Source organism: Altererythrobacter sp. Z27 (genome assembly GCF_052683155.1).
This window is the reverse complement of the sequence record NZ_JBQYMC010000001.1, coordinates 1,356,561-1,372,562: the sequence shown is the minus strand read 5'-3', so window position 1 is coordinate 1,372,562 and position 16,002 is coordinate 1,356,561. Positions and strand designations below refer to the sequence as shown.

Annotated in this window: 17 protein-coding genes; 11 read left to right on the top strand and 6 right to left on the bottom strand. The window is 63.9% G+C overall.

The genetic code is table 11. The features are described 5' to 3' along the window. Positions 1–154: 154 nt before the first annotated feature. Genes ftsE through ACUJ47_RS06705 form a run of 4 tightly spaced genes read left to right on the top strand, consistent with a single transcriptional unit; the run spans position 155 to position 3,045 of the window. Positions 155–898: a cell division ATP-binding protein FtsE gene (ftsE, locus tag ACUJ47_RS06720; RefSeq protein WP_445537640.1), complete on the top strand. Its 744-nt coding sequence runs from the start codon at positions 155–157 to the stop codon at positions 896–898. Next, entirely contained in the window at positions 895–1,830 is a 936-nt protein-coding gene (locus ACUJ47_RS06715; RefSeq protein ID WP_445537639.1) for a cell division protein FtsX, read from the top strand. Before ftsE ends, ACUJ47_RS06715 begins: the two co-directional genes overlap by 4 nt. Next, entirely contained in the window at positions 1,827–2,357 is a 531-nt protein-coding gene (locus tag ACUJ47_RS06710; protein ID WP_445537638.1) for a YdcF family protein, read from the top strand. The genes ACUJ47_RS06715 and ACUJ47_RS06710 overlap by 4 nt, the downstream gene beginning before the upstream one ends. 10 nt (positions 2,358–2,367) lie before the next feature. Further along, a complete protein-coding gene (locus ACUJ47_RS06705; protein ID WP_445537637.1) occupies positions 2,368–3,045 on the top strand; it encodes a lysophospholipid acyltransferase family protein in 678 nt (225 codons plus the stop codon). Positions 3,046–3,050: 5 nt separating this feature from the next. Here the strand turns inward: ACUJ47_RS06705 and ACUJ47_RS06700 are convergent, their stop codons facing one another. Together ACUJ47_RS06700 and hisC are read right to left on the bottom strand one after the other, a co-directional pair. After that, on the bottom strand, positions 3,051–3,953 hold the full coding sequence (locus ACUJ47_RS06700; RefSeq protein ID WP_445537636.1) for a prephenate/arogenate dehydrogenase family protein: 903 nt from the start codon (positions 3,951–3,953) through the stop codon (positions 3,051–3,053). Then, entirely contained in the window at positions 3,950–5,062 is a 1,113-nt protein-coding gene (hisC, locus tag ACUJ47_RS06695; RefSeq protein ID WP_445537635.1) for a histidinol-phosphate transaminase, read from the bottom strand. Before hisC ends, ACUJ47_RS06700 begins: the two co-directional genes overlap by 4 nt. Positions 5,063–5,145: 83 nt before the next feature. Between hisC and metX the strand changes: the two genes are divergently transcribed. Together metX and metW are read left to right on the top strand one after the other, a co-directional pair. Continuing rightward, entirely contained in the window at positions 5,146–6,246 is a 1,101-nt protein-coding gene (gene metX / locus ACUJ47_RS06690) for a homoserine O-acetyltransferase MetX (RefSeq protein ID WP_445537634.1), read from the top strand. Further along, positions 6,239–6,832 (top strand): methionine biosynthesis protein MetW, encoded by a 594-nt coding sequence (metW, locus tag ACUJ47_RS06685; RefSeq protein ID WP_445537633.1) that lies wholly within the window; start codon positions 6,239–6,241, stop codon positions 6,830–6,832. The genes metX and metW overlap by 8 nt, the downstream gene beginning before the upstream one ends. 16 nt (positions 6,833–6,848) lie before the next feature. On the opposite strand, the gene ACUJ47_RS06680 is transcribed toward metW, so the two are convergent. Continuing rightward, positions 6,849–7,241, bottom strand: coding sequence for a VOC family protein (locus ACUJ47_RS06680; RefSeq protein WP_445537632.1), 393 nt, complete (start codon positions 7,239–7,241; stop codon positions 6,849–6,851). A gap of 104 nt (positions 7,242–7,345) precedes the next feature. On the opposite strand from ACUJ47_RS06680, the gene ACUJ47_RS06675 reads away from it, so the two are divergent. From ACUJ47_RS06675 to ACUJ47_RS06660, 4 genes are all read left to right on the top strand, one after another. Further along, the gene (locus ACUJ47_RS06675; protein ID WP_445537631.1) at positions 7,346–7,717 is read left to right on the top strand and encodes a hypothetical protein; all 372 of its coding nucleotides are present in this window, start codon (positions 7,346–7,348) and stop codon (positions 7,715–7,717) included. 68 nt (positions 7,718–7,785) lie between these two features. Further along, the gene (locus ACUJ47_RS06670) at positions 7,786–8,457 is read left to right on the top strand and encodes a glutathione S-transferase family protein (protein WP_445537630.1); all 672 of its coding nucleotides are present in this window, start codon (positions 7,786–7,788) and stop codon (positions 8,455–8,457) included. Between the two features lie 9 nt (positions 8,458–8,466). Continuing rightward, positions 8,467–8,868: a peptide-methionine (R)-S-oxide reductase MsrB gene (gene msrB, locus ACUJ47_RS06665; protein ID WP_445537629.1), complete on the top strand. Its 402-nt coding sequence runs from the start codon at positions 8,467–8,469 to the stop codon at positions 8,866–8,868. Between the two features lie 104 nt (positions 8,869–8,972). Continuing rightward, entirely contained in the window at positions 8,973–11,180 is a 2,208-nt protein-coding gene (locus tag ACUJ47_RS06660; protein WP_445537628.1) for a transglycosylase domain-containing protein, read from the top strand. 84 nt (positions 11,181–11,264) lie between these two features. Here the strand turns inward: ACUJ47_RS06660 and ACUJ47_RS06655 are convergent, their stop codons facing one another. From ACUJ47_RS06655 to hflK, 3 genes are all read right to left on the bottom strand, one after another. Next, positions 11,265–12,785 carry a Do family serine endopeptidase gene (locus tag ACUJ47_RS06655; RefSeq protein WP_445537627.1) on the bottom strand — a complete coding sequence of 507 codons (1,521 nt, stop codon included), beginning with the start codon at positions 12,783–12,785 and terminating at the stop codon, positions 11,265–11,267. A 189-nt stretch (positions 12,786–12,974) separates the two neighbouring features. Next, positions 12,975–13,820: a protease modulator HflC gene (hflC, locus tag ACUJ47_RS06650; protein ID WP_445537626.1), complete on the bottom strand. Its 846-nt coding sequence runs from the start codon at positions 13,818–13,820 to the stop codon at positions 12,975–12,977. A 3-nt stretch (positions 13,821–13,823) separates the two neighbouring features. Next, positions 13,824–14,921, bottom strand: a complete 1,098-nt coding sequence (gene hflK / locus ACUJ47_RS06645; RefSeq protein WP_445537625.1) for an FtsH protease activity modulator HflK — start codon at positions 14,919–14,921, stop codon at positions 13,824–13,826. Positions 14,922–15,036: 115 nt separating this feature from the next. Between hflK and ACUJ47_RS06640 the strand changes: the two genes are divergently transcribed. Next, positions 15,037–16,002 (top strand): Mrp/NBP35 family ATP-binding protein, encoded by a 966-nt coding sequence (locus ACUJ47_RS06640; protein WP_445537624.1) that lies wholly within the window; start codon positions 15,037–15,039, stop codon positions 16,000–16,002.

The window sequence follows — 16,002 nt, the reverse complement described above, 5'->3', positions numbered from 1 at the left end:
CACTCAGTGCATTAGGCGGCATGGCGCAGTGCAACAAGTGCAGAGAAGCCATGAGGCAAAGAAACCCGCTCTTTTTCCACACCGAAGCCTCGCAATTCTGCGCTCCGGCGATGATTGGCCTTGCACTGCCTTCCCCTTCGGATAGAGCCACGCGATGACCGAGGGGACAGGCGAAATCGTGACCTTCGACAATGTCGGGCTGCGTTACGGCACCGAACCCGAAGTGCTGCGCGATCTGTGCTTCACGCTTCACCCCGGCCTGTTCTACTTCCTCACCGGCGCCAGCGGGGCAGGCAAGACCAGCCTGCTCAAGCTGCTTTACCTTGCCCAGCGCCCATCACGCGGGGCGATCCGGATGTTCGGCAAGGACACGATCACTCTGCCGCGCGAGCAGCTCCCCGCCTTCCGCCGCAAGCTGGGGGTGGTGTTCCAGGATTTCCGCCTGGTCGAGCATCTTTCCGCATTCGACAATGTCGCGCTGCCGCTGAGAGTAGCCGGGGTGCGCGAGGCGGACTTGGCAAAGCCCGTGGCCGACATGCTCGAATGGGTCGGCCTGGCACAACGCATGGATGCCGTACCCGCCACCATGTCGGGTGGGGAGCAGCAGCGGGTCGCTATCGCACGCGCGGTAATCGGCCGGCCCGATTTGCTGATCGCCGACGAGCCGACCGGCAATGTCGATCCCGACATGGCGCTCAAGCTGCTGCAATTGTTCGAGCGGCTCAATCGGCTCGGCACCACCGTGATCGTCGCGACACATGACATCCATTTGCTGCGGCAGGTGCCGGATTCGCTGATCATGCGGCTGCAGAAGGGCCAGTTGCTCGACCCCACGGGCGCGCTGCGATTCCCGCCGCGGCCTGCGCCCCGTCCTCAGCAGCGGGGAAGCGAGGCATGAGCCGCGCTCCGCTGATCGACCGGTCGCTTGTGCGCGACCTCGTGCCGTTCAAGGGGCGACGCGCGGCGCGGCTGGTTCCGCGCAATCCCGCCAGCGGGCCAATGCCATGGGTGATCGCGATCATGATCGCGCTGACCGTGATGGCGGCTGCCGCCGGGCTTGCACTGGGCAATCTGGCCGACCGCGCGCGGACCGATCTGTCCGGTGCGCTGACGGTGCAGATCGTCGAGGCGAATGCGGAAACGCGGGCGGCACTCGCCAAGCGCGCCGCCGAAATCCTGGTTGCCGACCCTGCCGTCGCCAGCTTGCGCGTGATCCCGCGCGAGGAACTGTCAGAGATGCTGGCGCCATGGATCGGCTCCGGCACTGATGCGGAGGAAGCGGTGCCGATCCCCGCGCTGATCGACGTCCAGCTGGAAAGCGTTGCCGACACGGCGGAGGTCGCGCGGCTGAACGCTCTGCTGCTTGACGAAATCCCGCAAGCGCGGGTCGATGCGCAGTCGGACTGGCTGCGCCCGGTCTATGATGCGCTTGCTTCGCTGCAATATCTTGCGCTGGCGCTGATCGCCTTGCTGGCCCTTACCAGCGCGGCCGCGGTGTGGCTGGCGGCGCGAAGTTCGTTCAACAACCATCGCAAGACGGTGGAGATCGTCCACCTATTGGGCGGAACCGATCGCCAGATCGCCCAGGTCTTCCAGCGCAGCATCACGATCGACGCGCTATTGGGCGGGGCGATCGGCCTGATATTAGGGGTGCTTGCGATTGGCCTGATAGGCAGCCAGTTTGCGGCTATCGATTCGGGCATGGTCGCGGGGGGCAATCTGCGCCAGTTCGATTGGCTTGTGCTTACGGCAATTCCGCTTGCCGGGGTCTTGCTTGCGATGCTGACTGCGCGCATCACTGTAATGTCCGCTTTGAAACGAATGTTATGATCCTAAGACTCCTCTCCGCTGTTTTCCTCGCCTGGGCCTTCGGCTTCGTGTGGTTCTTCGCCACGTTGCCCGCACCTGCGGGTGACATAAAGACCGATGCGGTGATCGTGCCGACGGGGGCCGCCGGGCGGATCCAGCGCGGGCTCGAAGTGCTCGACAATGGCTGGGCGGACCGGATGCTGGTGAGCGGGGTCGACCTCGAAGTGCGTCCTGACGAATTCGCCGCAGAGTTCGGCGTATCGCGGCGGCGGATGAATTGCTGCGTCGAGCTGGGCTTTGCCGCAGTCGATACGCGCGGCAATGCAGAGGAAATCGCCAAATGGGTGGAGAAGCGGGGCATCTCCTCGATCCGCCTCGTCACCAGCGATTGGCATATGCGCCGCGTGGCGGGCGAACTCAGTCGCACGCTTCCGAGCACGGTTACGGTCGTGCCAGACGCAGTCAGGACCGAGCCGAATTTCGGCGTGCTGCTGCTCGAGTATCACAAGCTTGTGGTGAGCCGCCTGACTGCCCTGATCCAGTCGTGAGCTGATCGAAATGTCGGTCCTGCGCAGCCTGCTCTATTATCCCGTGTTCTACATCGGGAGCATCTTCCTCGTCAGCGCCTCGGTCGCTGCGGTGCCATTAGGCAGCGCGCGCCTGCGCAAGGTGGTGCGGGCATGGTCGCGCTGGCATCGCTGGTGCGTGGTGCATGTGCTCGGGGTGGAAGTCGCGGTCGAAGGCGAACCGCCCGATGGGCCGGTGCTCTACGCGATCAAGCACGAGAGCCTGTTCGAAGCGATCGACATGCCCGCCTTCCTCAATTCGCCGGCGGTCTTCGCCAAGCAGGAGCTGTTCAAGATCCCCGGCTGGGGGCATTCGGCGCTCCAGTATGGACTGATACCGGTGGCGCGCGACGAAGGTGCGCGGGCCCTGCGCCAGATGATCACCAAGGCGCGCGAGCGGATTGCCGAAGGTCGGCCGCTGGTGATTTTCCCGGAGGGCACGCGCGTGGCCCATGGCACGAGCCCCGAACTCCAATCGGGCTTTGCCGGGCTCTACAAGCTGCTGGGGCTGCAGGTGGTGCCGGTGGCGGTGAATAGCGGGCCGCTCTATCACCGGTTGTGGAAGCGATCGGGCCGCATCACCTACAAGATCGGCGAGCCGATCCCCCCGGGCCTTCCGCGCGAGGAAATCGAAGCCAGGGTAGTGGCAGCGATCAACGCGCTGAACTGACCGGCTTAGTGTCCACGCCCGAAGTCGGGCGAAGGATCGTCCTGGCCTTCCTGGATGATCCCGCGACGGATGGCGCGGGTGCGGCTGAACAATTCATGCAGCGTGTCGCCATCGCCTGATCGGATCGCGCGTTGCAGTGCCGTCAGGTCTTCTGTGAATCGCCCGAGCATTTCGAGTACGGCCGCCTTGTTGTGCAGGAATACGTCGCGCCACATAGTCGGGTCGGACGCGGCAATGCGGGTGAAGTCACGGAAGCCGCCGGCTGAGTATTTGATCACTTCACCCTGCGTCACTTCCTCGAGATCACTCGCAGTGCCGACAATCGTATAGGCAATCAGGTGTGGGATGTGGCTGGTCACCGCCAGCACCAGATCGTGGTGTTGCGGGTCCATGATTTCGATCCGCGCGCCCAGCTTGCGCCAGAAATCCGCTAGCGCTGCGACCGCGGCTTCGTCCGCACCCGAAGGCGGCGTGAGGATGCACCAGCGGTTGACGAACAGTGTGGCGAAGCCAGCTTCCGGCCCGCTCTGCTCTGTGCCCGCGACCGGGTGTGCCGGGATCACCCTGGCGCCGGGGAGGGCGGTCGCGAGGTCTTCCGCCACGCTCTGCTTGGACGAGCCGACGTCGCTGACGATCGCATGTGGGGGCAGCACATCGGCAATTCCCGCCGCAGCCTCGCGCATCGCGCCCACCGGAACGCACAGTATGACCAGATCGGCGTCGCGCACCGCATCGGCGGCGCTGTCGCACACTGTGTCTGTCAGACCGCGCTCTGTCGCCTTTGCGCGCACGGCAGGATCGGCGTCGAAGCCGCTCGTGGTGATGCCCGGCGCGCGCGCCTTGGTCGCCAGCCCGATCGAGCCACCCAGCAGGCCGAGGCCGATGATCGCGACTTTCTCGATGCTCATGCACCTTGCTCCACCAGCTTGCGCAGTGCCTCTGCGATCGCGTCCATATCTTCGCTCTTGCCAATCGTGATCCGCAGCGCATGCGGCAGACCCTGGCCCGGCAAGTGGCGGACGGCGTAACCCGCTTCGCCGATTGCTTCGAGCGCCTGCGCAGCGGTCAATTCGCCTTCAAACAGCACCAGCAGGAAATTGGCTTTGCTCGGGACAGCGCGCAGCCCGTGGTTGCCCAGCGCTTCGATTGCAGCGGTAAAGCGCGCCAGTTCGGCCGCATTGTGATCGCGCGAACGTGCGACAAAATCCTGGTCGCCCAGCGCAGCAAGTGCTGCGGCTTGCCCGCTCGTCGTGACGTTGAAAGGCCCGCGGATGCGGTTGAGAACATCGACCAGTTGCGGTGCGCCCGTAGCCCAGCCGATCCGCTCGCCGGCAAGGCCATAGATCTTGGAAAAGGTGCGGGTGACCAGCACGTTATCATGGTGTGCAGCCAGTTCGATCCCGCCGTCCTCATTGCCCGGCGCGAGATACTCGGCATAGGCCTGGTCGAGCACGAACAGCACGTCCGAGGGCAGGCCGGCGTGCAGCCGCTCGACTTCGCTTCGCGGCAAATATGTGCCGGTGGGATTGTTGGGGTTGGCAAGGAACACTACGCGCGTCCGCTCGGTCACTGCGGTCAGCAACGCGTCGACATCGTTGGCGTAATCGCGGTCCGGCGCCTCGACCGGGGTTGCGCCGCAGCGCCGCGCGGCGATGTCGTAGACCGCGAAGCTGAAGCGGCTGAACAGCACTTCGTCGCCCGGGCCAGCGAAACCTTGTGCGGCGAGGTTGAGCAATTCGTCCGAGCCAGTCCCGCACACGATCCGCGCCGGGTCGATCCCGTGCAGGGCACCGATCGCCGCGCGAAGTTGGCGTGAGTCAGGGTCGGGATAACCGGCTGCGCGGGTAAGCGATTTCCGTGCCGCCAGTGCCGCCTCGCTCGACCCGAGCGAGTTCTCATTCGCCGAAAGCTTGACCAGTGTGCGCCCGTCTGCACCGGTGGCCTTGCCGGGCACATAGGCATGGATGCCCATGATCCAGGGTTTTCCTTCAGGGCGAGGGCGGTTTTGGTCGGTCATGGAGCGGCGGCGCATAACCGCTTTCGACCTCGAAAAACAGTGCAATTGACTTAAGGCGTGGGCTCGCCCAATCGAAGCGGCCCATGGCGCCTGTGATTGCCTCGAAGAGCCTGACGCTCAGCCGCGACCTGCCGCTCGACAGCGGACAGGCCCTCAGCGATGTGCAGATCGCCTTTGAGACCTATGGCGAACTGGCGGATGATAGGTCCAACGCGATCCTGATCTGCCATGCGCTGACGGGCGACCAGTATGTCGCGTCGAACCACCCCATTACCGGCAAGCCCGGCTGGTGGGAACGCATGGTCGGCCCCGGCAAGGTGGTCGACACCAACCGGTTCCACGTCATCTGCGCCAATGTGATTGGCAGCTGCATGGGATCGACCGGACCTGCCAGCGAAGCGGCAGACGGCCAGCCCTATGCCATGCGTTTCCCCGTCATCACGATCCGCGACATGGTGCGCGGGCTCGTTGGCCTGCTCGACGAGTTGGGGATCGAGCGGCTGCACACGGTGATCGGCGGGTCGATGGGCGGGATGCAGGCGCTGAGCCTTGCGGCCAATTGGCCTGAGCGCGCGGCACGTGTTCTCGCGATCGCAACCACGGCGCGGCATTCGGCGCAGAACATCGCTTTCCATGAAGTGGGGCGCCAGGCGATCATGGCCGATCTCAACTGGCGTGGCGGCGACTATTACGGCGCTGAGACCGCGCCCGACGCGGGGCTGGCGGTGGCGCGCATGGCGGCGCACATCACCTACCTCAGCGAGGAAGGCCTAACCGAGAAGTTTGGGCGAAACCTTCAAGACCGCGACACAAAGAGCTTCGGCTTCGATGCCGATTTCCAGGTCGAAAGCTACCTGCGCTATCAGGGATCGGGCTTCACCCAGCGGTTCGACGCCAATTCCTATCTCTATATAACTCGTGCGATGGACTATTTCGACCTCGCCGAGGAGCATGGCGGCAGGCTGGCAAACGCCTTCGCGGGCTCGAGCGCGCGCTTTTGCGTGATCAGCTTCGACAGCGACTGGCTCTATCCTACCGCCGAAAGCCGCCACATCGTCCACGCGCTCAACGCGGCAGGCGCGCCTGTCAGCTTCGTCGAACTGAGCGCGCCATTCGGGCATGACAGCTTCCTGCTCGACGTACCTGCGCTCGACCGGGTGATGAAAGGCTTCATCGATGGCTGAGACGCTTCGCCCCGACCTTGCCGTGATCGCGCAGAATATAACGCCCGGCAGCCGCGTGCTCGATATCGGCTGCGGCGACGGCAGGTTGATGGCGGAACTGGTTGCGCGCCACGGAGTGGATGCGCGCGGCCTGGAAATCGATGCCGCGCAGGTAGAGCGCTGCGTCGCGCGCGGCCTGTCAGTGGTTCAGGGAGATGCCGATAGCGACCTGGCCGATTATCCCGACAAAGCATTCGACTATGCGATTCTGAGCCAGACGTTGCAGACGGCGGCGCGGCCCGATCGGATGCTCGATGAATTGCTCAGAGTGGGGCGGCAGGCCTTCGTCAGCTTCCCCAATTTCGCGCATTGGCGTACGCGCAGCGCCTTGATGCTGGGCGGGCGCATGCCCGTGACCCGGGCACTGCCGGTGAGTTGGTACGAGACGAAGAACATCCACCACGTCACCATTGTGGATTTCCGCGAGCTGGTCGCGGCCAAGGGTGTGCGGGTGGAACGAAGCTGGTTCTTTTCAGGCGGGCACGAAATCGGCCCGCCGGCGGTGAACTGGCGCGCGGAATTCGCGCTGTTCCAGCTCAGCCGCTAGCTTCTGGCCTTTTCCCTTAACCTGCGCGGTGAAGCGCGCAGAGCTTGTTGCCCGAGGGATCTCTGACATAGGACAGGTTGAGCGTGCCCATGGCGCTGGTGCGCGGTCCCGGCGGGTCTTCGATGCTGGTGCCGCCAGCGGCGACGCCTGCGTCATGGAACGCCTTTACCTGCTCAAGGCTGTTGCAGGCGAATCCGATGGTGGAGCCGTTGCCCGCAGTGGCCGGATTGCCGTCAATCGGCGTCGAAACCATGAAGACCCCGCCGCCGTGGATGTAGAGCAGGCGCACAGTGCCGTCGTCCTTCACATCGCGCGCCGGTTCGCCTGCGCCGAGCACGCCCAGTACGGCGTCATAGAATTTCTTCGAAGCTTCGATGTCGTTCGATCCGACCATTATATGGCTGAACATTATCCGTTTCTCCCTTGGTTGCGGCGCATGCCTAAGCCAGCCCAGATAGCACGACAAGCACGATGGTAGCGCACTGTTCATTTTCACTGGTATAGGGTTCCGCCATGAACTTCATCCTGATCGCCGCCGCCATCGGCCTCGCCGCCCAGGCGACCGCGCCTGTCGCGCCCGCAACTCCACCTACCGCCTCGCTTTCTCAGGAGAACCAGGCGCTGGTCCGCTGTTCGGCGGCCTTCGCGCTCGTTTCCTTTGGCCAGGAAAGCGGCAATGCGGATGCGCAGAAATGGCCCGCAATCGATCCGCGCGGGCGTGAATTCTTCGTTCGCGCGCTGGCGCAGGTGATGGACGAGACGGGGCTGCAGCGCGACGCGGTGGCCGGAATGGTGCAGGCCGAGGCGCAGCGCCTGCTCGACGAATCGCAGGTTGATGCAGTCATGCCCGCCTGCCTGACGATGCTGGAGGCTTCGGGGGTCTGAAAACCCGCGATTTTGCGATTACCGCCGGTGGATTTGCCGCGCGATTTGCGGCATGAACACCGGCAATTATGTGGCGCCTCTACCAATTCCCGCTTTGCCCTTTCAGCCGAAAGATCCGCCTGCTTCTGGGCGAGAAGAACGTCGCCTACGAAATGGTCCGCGAAGACCCCTGGTCGGCCAGCGACTATTTCTGGAATCTCAACCCTGCGGGGCGCACGCCGGTGATGGTGCATCAGGAGCGCGATACCGTGCTGTGCGACAGTCGCGCGATCGCCGAATATTTCGAAGAGACGGTCGACAAGGCGCCGATGATCAACGGCACCGCCGCCAATCGCGCGGAAATCCGCCGGCTGGTCGCGCTGTTCGACGAGAATTTCTACAATGACGTCACCGCACCTCTGCTCAACGAGCGGATGAAGAAACGCATTGTGCTCAACCAGCCGCCCGATTCCCGCGTGCTGCGCGAAGCGATGAAGCTGGCGCATGGCCATCTCGACTACATGGACTGGCTGATCGACAATCGCCCGTGGTTGGCGGGTTCGACCATGAGCCTGGCTGACCTTGCGGCCGCAGCGCAGATTTCGGTGGCCGATTACCTCGGCGGCATCGACTGGGCGGGGCACGAGCAGACGCGCGGCTGGTATTCGGTGTTCAAGAGCCGGCCGAGCTTCCGCCCGCTGCTGACCGAGCGGATGGGCGTGATCCAGCCGCCGTCGCACTACGCAAAGGTGGATGGTTAGGAGAGAGTCATGGCGGACAAGGTCGAGCTTTCCGAAGAAGAATGGCGCGAGAAACTGACGCCCGAACAATATCACGTGCTTCGCGAGGCGGGGACCGAGCGCGCATTCACCGGCAAGTATGACAAGCATTACGATGTCGGCGAATATATGTGCGCGGGCTGTGGCACCAAACTGTTCGGAAGCGATGCCAAGTACAATTCGGGCTGCGGCTGGCCGGCCTTCACCCGCCCGGCGGATGAAGAGACGATCGAGGAGCGGCGCGACGTCTCCTACGGCATGATCCGCACCGAAGTGCTCTGCGCCAAATGCGGCGGGCACCTGGGCCACGTCTTCCCGGACGGGCCGCCGCAGGAAGGCGGATTGCGTTACTGCATCAATTCGGCGTCACTCGACTTCGAGCCTGAGGACTGATCGCGGCGGCGGAAATCCCGCTGCGAGCCGTTCACCCGAGGTTACAACTCGCCTATGCAAGCGAACACACCGGTCAGCCATACAGGGTCGTCACCTAGTTCACTATGTCGAAGCGCGGAAACAGCCTGGTGAACAAGAACAAGCGCGGCAGCCGCCGCGCTGCGGCAGAGCGCGCCCAATCGACCCCGCCATCGCGCCCGCGCAAGCACAAGAAGGGTGGAAGCGGCGGAGGCTCGCGTTTTTCACGCTTGGTGAAGCGTATCGCGATCTGGGGTGGTGCCGTGGCGCTGCTCGGGCTGATCGTGCTCGGCGTCGCGGTCGCGTCTGCTGTGCAGTCGCTGCCGAGCTATAACCAGCTCAAGGCTACCCAGACCGCCCAGACCATCGTGGTGCGCGCGCGCGACGGGACCGAGATCGTCGAGCTGGGGCCGAGCTATGGCGAATGGCTCGACTATGACGAGATACCGCAAGTGATGAAGGATGCGATGGTGGCGGTGGAGGATCGCCGCTATTTCTCGCATCTGGGCGTGGACCCGATCCGCCTGACCGGCGCGATCCTCGAATCCTTCGTCGGCGACAAGCGCATCGGTGGCACGTCCACCATAACCCAGCAGCTCGCGCGCAATCTGTTCCTCAACAACAACCGCTCGCTCGACCGCAAGCTACGCGAAGCGGTGCTGGCCTTCGCGCTCGAATGGAAGTTCTCGAAGGAACAGGTGCTCGAGCTCTACCTGAACAAGGTCTATTTCGGCGGCGGTGCCTATGGCATCGACAGCGCCAGCCGCAATTTCTTCAGCCATCCCGCGACCGATCTTTCGACCGCCGAGGCTGCGATCATCGCTGGGCTGGTCAAGGCTCCTTCGCGCTATTCGCCCACCGCCGATGTCGATGCGGCGGTGGGCCGCGCGCAAGTGGTGCTGCGGCTGATGCGCGAGCAAGGCTATATCAGCGCGCAGGCATCCTCGGTCGACATCGATGCGGTCAACCTCAAGGCGCGGGTTGCGCAGAACTCGGCGCGCTATTTCACCGATTACGTGTTGCCGCAGCTTGACCTGCTTCTGCCCGAGACGTTCGAGCCGATTGAAGTGTGGACGACGCTGGATGTCGACATGCAGCGCGCGGCGACCTCAGCGGTCAGGGCCAACACGCCGCCGGGCTCGCAAGGCGCATTGGTCAGCCTCGACCGCGACGGTGCGATCCTGGCGATGGTAGGCGGCACCGATTACGTCGAGACTAATTACAACCGCGCCACCAACGCCCAGCGCCAGCCGGGTTCGGCATGGAAATTGTTCGTCTATCTCGCCGCGCTCGAAGCCGGATACACTCCCGATGACAGGGTGGTCGACACGCCGACAGAGATCGACGGCTGGAGCCCGCGCAATTCGAACGGCAAGTTCGTGGGCGAAATCGATGTGCGGACCGCCTTTGCCTATTCGATCAACACAGTTGCGGCGCAATTGGGGCAGGATGTCGGTTTCGGCTCGGTCGCCTCGATGGCGCGCCGCTTCGGCATCACTTCGCCGATCTCGACCTTCCCGTCGATGGTGCTGGGTTCCAGCGAAGTGCGGCTGATCGACATGACCCGCGCTTTCGCCGCCGTTTCGGCCAAGGGCACTTCGGTCGAGCCTTACGGCATCATGCGGGTGACCACTGCGAGCGGTCGCGAGATCTACCGCCACGAACGCGCCCGCTCCAGCCAGCTGGTGCCGAGCTACGTCGCTGCGGGCATTACCGACCTGCTGCAGACTGCAGTCAACACCGGCACCGGGCAGGCGGCGCAGATCGGCCGCCCGGTTGCGGGCAAGACCGGCACCACCAGTTCGAACAAGGACGGCTGGTTCGTCGGCTTCTCCTCGGGGGTCACCACTGGCGTCTGGATGGGGCGTGACGACGCCAAGGCTGTGCCGGGGCTGCAGGGCGGTCGGGCACCCGCGCGCGCCTTTGCCGACTACATGCGGGTCGCCGTGAAGGACCGGCCGGTCGAGGAATTCGAGACCGAAGTGAAGCTGCCCGGCTGGATGCTCGAACCCGACGATGAATATCTCTACGGCAATCCCGAGGATTACTACTTCATCGACGAACAGGGCAATCTGATCGAACCGGGGCGGCGCGAAAGCGGCCAGCCTTTCGGCGTGGAAGGCGAGCAAGGGCCGCGTCCCCAGATTCCCGTGCCCCAAGGAGAAGCGGGGCAAGCAGCGAGCGACGATTTCCTCGAGCGCGCCACCGGCCAGCGGGCGCCCGCCGATGCACCGCCGATGCCGCGCACCATCCGCCCATCGGATGCCGCGCGCGAGCGATCAAACCCGCAATAATCGCAGGCCCACCAAGGCAAGAAGAAGGGCGCCGAAGCTGTGCCCCGGCGCCCTGCCTTGTTTCAGCCCGTTAACGGCTAGCGATCAGCGAAACCGCACCGCCACATAGCCCGGAGGGCCGCCGCGACGCTGGATTTGCAGCAGCACCGCTTCGCGGCCGGACTTCTGTACATCGGTCACCACCGCTTCGAATTCGGCGATAGTCGCAACCTGGCGATAGTTGGCGGTCAACACGATGTCGCCGCGCTGCAGCCCCTTGCGGGCGGCATCGGCATTGGGATCGACCCCGCCGATCACCAGGCCGACGGTGTTCTCCGCGGCGCCCAGCTGGCGGGCGATCTGCGGCGTAAGCGTGAGGAGCTGAATGCCCAGCTTCTCTTCGATCACAGTGCTCGAATCCGCCGGCGGTTCGGGCTGCTCTGCATCCGGATCGAATGCTTGCTGGCGGCGCAGCTCTTCCTCGCTCGGGCGCTTGCCGACCGTGGCCATCACGCGCACTTCCTTGCCGTCACGGATCAGGTCGATCGGGATGCGGGTACCCGGCTTGATATTGGCGACCAGGAACGACAGCGTCTGGTCATTGGTGACCGGCTGCCCGTTGATCGTGGTGACCACGTCGCCAGCCTTGATCCCGGCGCGATCGGCAGCGCCATCGGCCTGCACCGTCTGCACGAATTCACCGCGATTGCGTGGCAGGCCGAGCGAATCCGCCAGGTCTTCGCTGACCGGCACGATGCTGACGCCGAGGAAACCGCGCTCGATCTCGGTGCCGGACCGGAGCTGTTGGACGATCGGCGCGGCGATTTCCGAAGGAATGGCAAAGCCGATCCCGACGCTGCCACCGTTGGGCGAGATGATCGCATTGTTGATGCCGATCACATTGCCCTTCATGTCGAACAGCGGGCCGCCCGAATTGCCGCGATTGATGCTGGCATCGGTCTGGATGTAGCGGTCGTATGCGCCGCCGCCGGTGTTGCGCAGCACCGATGAAACGATCCCGCTGGTCACGGTGCCGCCAAGCCCGAAGGGGTTGCCGATCGCGATCACCCAGTCACCCACGCGCGCTTCGCTCGAATCGCCGAAGGTCACGAAGGGGAAGGTACGGCTGCTCTTGATCTTGAGCACCGCGAGGTCGGAGGCCGCATCGGCGCCGACAAGTTCAGCCTCATACTCGGTGCCGTCAGGCATGGTGACGGTGATTTCTTCCAGCGTCGCGCGGTTGTCGGGCGCGATCACATGGTTGTTGGTCACCACATAGCCGTCGGCGGAGATGATGAAGCCCGAACCCAGCGACTGGCCTTCGCGGAACTGAGGCCGGTTCTGCTGGCCGTTGCCGCGCTGGCCGAACAGGTCGGCGAAGGGCGTTCCGGCGAAGGGGTTGGTGTTGACCTCGATCCGTTGGCGGGTCGAGATATTGACCACCGCAGGCTGCAATTGCTCGGTCAGATCGGCAAAGCTGCTGGGCGCACCCACGCGCGGCACGATCCGTTCGATGGCCGCGTCGTCATTCTGGGCCACTTGCGCGCCCGCGGGAAAGCCGGTGGCGAGCGACAGGGTGGCACCGCCAAGCAGAAGGGCACTGGTCAGTCCGTATACGTAACGCACAGGCTTATCGTCCTCTCGTTCAAGTCAAATTCGTTTCAGGCTTCCGCAGAACGGGGCCTGACACTTGCAAGCAAGGTGCACCTTATGGGGTCAGGAGCACTTAACGGCGTTTGAACGGCGCACAACACCTGCAGGGTTTTGTCAGCCGTTCGTCGGTTCCTTCGACACGCGCTGTCCCCCGACCGTCGCTTAGCGACGGCCGCGGAACTGGCGGAAATATTCGCTGTCGTCGGACAGGATCATCGAGCTGTCGGCATCGCCCTGTTCGAAAGTGCGGCGATAGCTCTCCATCGCGCGGTAGAAATCGTAGAATTCCGGATCCTTGCCATAGGCGTCGGCATAGGTCGCCGCGGCTTGCGCTTCGGCCTCGGCACGAACGATCTGGGCGTTCTTGCGACCCTGTGCGCGGATTGTCTCGGCTTCCTGCGAGCGGTCTGACTGCATGCGGGTGAAGGCTGCTTGCAGCGGAGTGCCTTCAGGCAAGTCGGCGCGCTTGATCTGTACGTCGATCACCTGCGCGCCATACTGCCGTGCCGAAGCGTCGAGCGCATCGCGGATCCTGGTCATGGCATTGCCGCGCTCTGCGGTGAGCAGCGAAGCGAAAGTGCGGCGACCGAGTTCCTGGCGCAGCACCGAAGTGAAGATCGGGGCGAGCTGCAGGCGGACGTTCTCTTCCGTCCCGGCATTCTCGATCATCTGCACCGGGTCGATGATACGGAAGCGGGCATAGGCATCGACCTGCAGGCGCTGCTGGTCGCTGGTGAGCACTTCCTGCCGCTCCATATCGAGATCGAGGATGCGCCGTTCCACTATCTGCACGCGGTCGACGAAGGGAATGCGCCAATAGAGACCGGCCTTGGTATCGCCGAATTCGACATTCGGCCGGAAGATATTGACCACCTTAAAGGGTTCACCCGTGCGGATGATCACGGCCTGCTGGCTCTCGGAGACGACGAACAGGCTGGAGAATGCTGCCGCGACCAGCGCAATGATTGCGACCACTGCGGCCTTGTAGTTCTGCCAGATGCTTTCCATGGCTTACTGCCCTCCTGCCCGCTGCTGCGCTTCGCGCGCGCGCCGCTGCACTTCGGGGAGCGGAAGATAGGGGGTCACCCCGTCCGCTTCGATGATGGTCTTGTCGGTCTTCGACAACACGCTTTCCATGGTTTCGTAATAGAGCCGGCGCCGGGTAACTTCGGGCGCGAGGCGATATTCGCCATAGATCTGGTTGAACGCCGCCGCGTCACCTTCGGCGCGCGCCAGCAATTGCTGGGCATAGCGGCGCGCCTGGTTGATGTCGCGTTCGGCGTCCTGCTGCGCGGCAAGCACATCGTTGAAGGCTTCGATCACCTGCTGCGGCGGGTCGGTCTTGTCGATTTCGATACCTTGCACCGCGATGCCTGCGCGATAGGCGTCGAGGATAGCTTGCATCCGGTTGCGCACGCTTTGTTCGATATCGGCGCGGCCTTCACCCGACAGCACAGTGTCGAGTTCCTGCTCGGCCACCGAGGCGCGCATCGCCGCTTCAGCGGCTTCGCGCACGGTTTCCTCTGGTTCCTGAAGGTTGAACTTGAATTGCTTCAAATCCTTGATGTTCCAGCGGATCAGGTAGGAAAGGTCGACCAGGTTCTGGTCGCCGGTCAGGATCAACTTTTCCTGATTGCCATCAGGAATCTTCTCCGAACGGATTTCGCTGACGTTTTCAACTTCGACCTGCTGGATCGGCCAGGGCAATGAGAAATTGGTGCCGGGGTTAAGCGTGCTCGAATATTTCCCGCCCAGCCAGGTAACAATGCCCTGTTCGCGCGGCTGGACGAAGTGCACACCGGTGGTGAACAGCCACACAGCGACCACGCCGCCCGCGAGCAGAGGCAGCCAGCTCTTTCCGCCAGGCCGCTCGGGCAGGCTAAGCCGCGGCCCGCGCGGGCCTCCGCCGCGACGCCGCGGACCCTCGGGGCCACGATGCTTGAAAATATCCTCGATGCTGGCCGAACGGCGCTTGTCGTCCTCGCCGCCGGGCAACCACGGGTTGCGCGGGCCGGTGCTTCCATCGCCTTCGTTTGCCGGTGGCTGATCGCCATCTGGGGGATTCTCCCCGCCGCTGCCGCCTCCCCAAGGGTTTTTCTTGCCGGCCATTGGAAGGCCGATCGATTTTCTGAAACTGTCGAACATATCCATGTCACTCTTATAGGTGCGCTTCCCGCGAAAAACAGGGGTTGCGCGCGCGAAATTGATGCTAGGGGCTGCGGCCATGGAAAAGCAGGATTTGCTGGCACATCTCCCCGAAGCGATCGCCGCGCGAGTTGGTTCCGCCAATATGGTGGGGGATCGTGCTGTGGTGGTGGTCGATGCCACAGGCCTCTCTGCCGGCGAGCGTGAGGCAGTTGAAAACGAGATCGTCTCCGCACTTGGTTCGCTAGAAGGCGTTGGTGATGTGCGCGTGGCGATGATGGCAGACCGCGTGCGCCGACGTATCATCGCGATCGGATCGGGCAAGGGCGGGGTCGGCAAGTCCACGCTCACCACCAACCTCGCCGTCGCGCTGCACCGGATGGGGATCAAGGTCGGCGTGGTCGATGCCGATATCTACGGCCCGTCGCAGCCCAAGCTGCTCAAGCTTGAAGGCATGAAGCCCGAAGCCGCTGACGACAAGCTTGTTCCGGTGACCGGCGAGCACGGCGTGCCGGTGCTGTCGATGGGCTTCCTGGTCAAGCCGGCGCAGGCGCTTGCCTGGCGTGGGCCGATGGCGGGCAATGCGCTGTCGCAACTGATTGACGCGCTATGGGGCGATGTTGAAGTGCTGCTGGTCGACCTTCCGCCGGGCACTGGCGACGTCCAGCTTTCAATGCTGCAGAAGCACAAGCCGGATGGCGCGATACTGGTCTCGACCCCGCAAGACCTTGCCCTAATCGATGCGGCCCGTGCAGGCCAGTTGTTTGATACCGGCAAGGTGCCGGTGATCGGCCTGGTCGAGAACATGGCCGGGTATCAGTGCCCGCATTGCGGCGAAGTGTCCGATCCATTCGGCAAGGGCGGGTTCGAAGCGATGGCCGAAAAGGTCGATATTCCATTCCTTGGCCGCATCCCGCTGGCGCTGCCGATCCGCGAGGCGGGCGATAGCGGCAATCCCCCTGCGGCGGAAGATACGCCAGAGGGTGAAGCCTTTGCAGCAATCGCGCGCAAACTGGCCGACTGGCTGGGGCGGGAGAACGCCTGA

Excerpts from the sequence above, each read along its gene's own strand:
- metX (WP_445537634.1), top strand. The coding sequence starts at position 5,146 with ATGGCGCCTGTGATTGCCTCGAAGAGCCTGACGCTCAGCCGCGACCTG.
- ACUJ47_RS06670 (WP_445537630.1), top strand. The coding sequence starts at position 7,786 with ATGTGGCGCCTCTACCAATTCCCGCTTTGCCCTTTCAGCCGAAAGATC.
- ACUJ47_RS06700 (WP_445537636.1), bottom strand. The coding sequence starts at position 3,953 with ATGAGCATCGAGAAAGTCGCGATCATCGGCCTCGGCCTGCTGGGTGGC.
- ACUJ47_RS06660 (WP_445537628.1), top strand. The coding sequence starts at position 8,973 with ATGTCGAAGCGCGGAAACAGCCTGGTGAACAAGAACAAGCGCGGCAGC.
- hflK (WP_445537625.1), bottom strand. The coding sequence starts at position 14,921 with ATGGCCGGCAAGAAAAACCCTTGGGGAGGCGGCAGCGGCGGGGAGAAT.
- ACUJ47_RS06715 (WP_445537639.1), top strand. The coding sequence starts at position 895 with ATGAGCCGCGCTCCGCTGATCGACCGGTCGCTTGTGCGCGACCTCGTG.
- ACUJ47_RS06705 (WP_445537637.1), top strand. The coding sequence starts at position 2,368 with ATGTCGGTCCTGCGCAGCCTGCTCTATTATCCCGTGTTCTACATCGGG.
- metW (WP_445537633.1), top strand. The coding sequence starts at position 6,239 with ATGGCTGAGACGCTTCGCCCCGACCTTGCCGTGATCGCGCAGAATATA.
- ACUJ47_RS06710 (WP_445537638.1), top strand. The coding sequence starts at position 1,827 with ATGATCCTAAGACTCCTCTCCGCTGTTTTCCTCGCCTGGGCCTTCGGC.
- hisC (WP_445537635.1), bottom strand. The coding sequence starts at position 5,062 with ATGACCGACCAAAACCGCCCTCGCCCTGAAGGAAAACCCTGGATCATG.
- ftsE (WP_445537640.1), top strand. The coding sequence starts at position 155 with ATGACCGAGGGGACAGGCGAAATCGTGACCTTCGACAATGTCGGGCTG.
- msrB (WP_445537629.1), top strand. The coding sequence starts at position 8,467 with ATGGCGGACAAGGTCGAGCTTTCCGAAGAAGAATGGCGCGAGAAACTG.
- hflC (WP_445537626.1), bottom strand. The coding sequence starts at position 13,820 with ATGGAAAGCATCTGGCAGAACTACAAGGCCGCAGTGGTCGCAATCATT.
- ACUJ47_RS06640 (WP_445537624.1), top strand. The coding sequence starts at position 15,037 with ATGGAAAAGCAGGATTTGCTGGCACATCTCCCCGAAGCGATCGCCGCG.
- ACUJ47_RS06680 (WP_445537632.1), bottom strand. The coding sequence starts at position 7,241 with ATGTTCAGCCATATAATGGTCGGATCGAACGACATCGAAGCTTCGAAG.
- ACUJ47_RS06675 (WP_445537631.1), top strand. The coding sequence starts at position 7,346 with ATGAACTTCATCCTGATCGCCGCCGCCATCGGCCTCGCCGCCCAGGCG.